The sequence below is a fragment of the Streptomyces alkaliphilus genome, from assembly GCF_014141535.1.
Taxonomy (GTDB): Bacteria; Actinomycetota; Actinomycetes; order Streptomycetales; family Streptomycetaceae; genus Streptomyces; species Streptomyces alkaliphilus.
In genome coordinates this window covers 1-2783 of sequence record NZ_VKHT01000708.1, presented here as the reverse complement: position 1 = coordinate 2783, position 2783 = coordinate 1, and the positions used below count along the sequence as shown (strand labels likewise).

Below are 2783 nucleotides of genomic sequence, written 5' to 3'. Positions count from 1 at the left end.
GGTGCGGGCCGGGGGTCGACGGTCCCTGACCGTGCGGGTGGACGTGGCGGTCGAGGCGCAGGTGGAGGAGCTCTTCGCCGCGGCCGAGGAGGAGTTCGGCGTCGTCACCGGCCTGGTCAACAACGCCGGGATCACCGGACCGTTGGGACGGTTCACCGACACCTCGACCGAGACGGTGCGCAGGGTGGTGGAGGTCGACGTGCTGGGCGCCCTGTGGTGTGCGCGGCGGGCGGCACGGGCGATGTCCCGGCGGCACGGGGGAACGGGGGGAGCCATCGTGAACATCTCCTCGTGCGCGGCGACGCTGGGGGCGCCGGGTGAGTACGTGCACTACGCGGCGGCAAAGGCTGCCGTGGATGCGATGACGGTGGGTTTGGCCAAGGAGTTGGCGGCCGAGGGGGTCCGGGTCAACTCGGTGCAACCGGGGATGATCCTCACCGACATCCACGCCTCGATGGGTGATCCGCAGCGGCCGTGGCGCCGGCGCGAGCGGGTACCGATGGGCCGCCCGGGGGAGGCGGATGAGGTGGCCGGGGCGGTGGCGTGGTTGTTGTCGCCGGATGCCTCCTACACGACGGGGGCCGTGCTGCGGGTGGCGGGCGGTCTGTGAGGGCGACGGGATCCGCTCCCCGGGGCGGACGTCTCCCGGGGCCCCTCCCCCACACCCTCCTCGCCGTCATGGGTCCGTGGTGGAAGCATGTGCCGCCGGCACGAGTACCCGAGAAGAAAACGGGCATTTGTCCGACTACCTCCTTAACCTACCGGTCACAGGGCGTTCGTGATCACGCAACACCGGTCAACGAGAGTGATGCCATGGCTGACTCGTCGTTCCCCCGCCGCTTCGACGGCTCGCCGCGCGGATGGCTCCGCGGTCGGCGCCCCGACCGCGGCCCGGCACGGGGCTGCCGTCCACGACGGCTCCCCCCGTTCGGTGGGGAACGCGTCGGCGACGAAGCGCACCGTGCCGGTACGGCGGGAAGCAACGACGCGCGACACCCCGGGATGCCGGCCGGCGGGAGGAGGCCGACCGTGACGCCGGGTGCCCCGGGTGGGCGCGAGGGTTCGGGCCACCAGACGGGTTCCCGGGGCCCCGGGGGCCCGGTGCCGGAGGACCCCTTCACGACACCGGTTGCCCCGCGCCCCCGAGCGGTCCCTGCCGGCCTGACGATCGCCCCCGTCGGGCCGGAGGACCTGCCGGCGGCGCGTGCCCTGCACGAACGCTGCTCGGCCGAGACACTCGCCCGGCGCTACCACGGCCCCATCGGTGAGGCCGACCGTTACCTCGCCCACCTGCTCAGCCCTCGGCACGGGCACTCGTTCGCGGCCCGCACCACCGAGGGAGCCGTGGTGGCTCTCGGACATCTGCTGTGGGACGGAGAGGACACCGAGGTGGCCCTCCTGGTGGAGGATGCCTGGCAACGGCGCGGGGTGGGCTCGGCGGTGTTGGGGGAACTGCTGGCCGGCGCCCGGGCCCTGAATCGGCCGGGGGTGTACGCGGTGACACGTGTCTCGGACACCGGCATGGCCGCGACGATGCGGAGCACCGGCCTGCCCCTGGAGTTCGCACGTGACGGCGGCACCGTCGTGATCGGCGCCACATTGGCGCCGCCGGTCGCGTCCCCGGTGCTGAGCGGCCCGGTCACCGGGAGTCGGTGACCGGCTCCCGGCAGGCCCGCAGCGCCCGGTCGAGATCCTCCCAGAGGTCCTCCACGTCCTCCAGACCGACGGAGATCCGCAGAAGCCGGTCGTCGATGCCACCGTCACGGCGTCCCTCCTCCCCGATCACCCGATGGCTGATCGACGCCGGGTGCTGGACGAGGGTGTCAACCCCGCCCAGGCTGACCGCCGGGGTGATCAGCTCCACCTCCGCGATCACCCGGTGCGGGTCGCCGGCGACCTCGACGGCGAGCATCGCGCCGCCGACCGCCGGGCGGTGGACCCGGGTGACGCCCGGGTGGTCGGCCAGTCGGCGGGCGAGTTCGGCGGCCGTCGCGGACTGCGCTCGTACCCGCACCGGCAGCGTGGCCAGACCGCGCAGCAGGAGGTAGGCCGCCAGAGGGTGCAGTACCGCGCCGGTGGCGAAGCGGACGCGGCGCATGTCGCAGGCGATGTCCTCGTCACAGGCGATGATTCCACCCATGACGTCCCCGTGTCCCCCCAGGTACTTGGTGGCGCTGTGCAGCACGGCTCGCGCGCCGTGTGCGGCGGGGCGCTGGAGCACCGGGGTGGCGAAGGTGTTGTCCACCACCAGGGGGACCGAGCCGCAGGCCCGGGCCACGGCCTCGATGTCGAGTTCGACGAGGGTGGGGTTGGCGGGTGTCTCGACCAGCACCAGGCCGGTGTCCGGGCGGAGTGCGTCCGCGATGCCGTCGGGAGTGGTCCGGGTGACGGAGACACCGGGCAGGACGCCGTCCAGGAGGTGGTCGCTGCAGCCGTACAGGGGACGGACCGCGACGACGTGCCCCGCGCCGGTGCCCGCCCGGGCCAGCAGGAGAGCGGTGAGGGCGGCCATGCCGCTGGCGAAGGCGACCGCGGTGTCGGTGCCCTCCAGCCGGGCCAGGGCGTCCTCGAAGCGGGCGGTGGTGGTGTTGTCCACCCGGGCGTAGACCGGTGGCCCCTGGGGGCGGGCTCCGGTGGCGGCGAAGGCGTCGATGCGGGCCGCCTCCGCCCTGCTGTCCGCGGAGGGATGGGTGGTGGACAGGTCGATGGGGGGTGCGTGCAGCCCCATCGCGGTGAGGTCCTCGCGACCGGCGTGGACCGCCTCGGTGTCCAGGGCCCGGGGG

At 73.9% G+C, this 2783-nt stretch carries 3 protein-coding genes; 2 read left to right on the top strand and 1 reads right to left on the bottom strand.

Annotated elements, in window-relative coordinates; translation table 11 throughout:
* Together FNQ90_RS18755 and FNQ90_RS18750 are read left to right on the top strand one after the other, a co-directional pair.
* Positions 1-610 (top strand): SDR family oxidoreductase (locus tag FNQ90_RS18755; RefSeq protein WP_182607439.1); only part of this gene is annotated, 610 nt, incomplete at its 5' end.
* 419 nt (positions 611-1029) lie between these two features.
* Positions 1030-1656 carry a GNAT family N-acetyltransferase gene (locus FNQ90_RS18750; protein WP_182607438.1) on the top strand — a complete coding sequence of 209 codons (627 nt, stop codon included), beginning with the start codon at positions 1030-1032 and terminating at the stop codon, positions 1654-1656.
* On the opposite strand, the gene FNQ90_RS18745 is transcribed toward FNQ90_RS18750, so the two are convergent.
* Positions 1640-2783: trans-sulfuration enzyme family protein (locus FNQ90_RS18745; protein ID WP_182607437.1), on the bottom strand; the 1144-nt coding region annotated here is incomplete at its 5' end. The genes FNQ90_RS18750 and FNQ90_RS18745 overlap by 17 nt on opposite strands.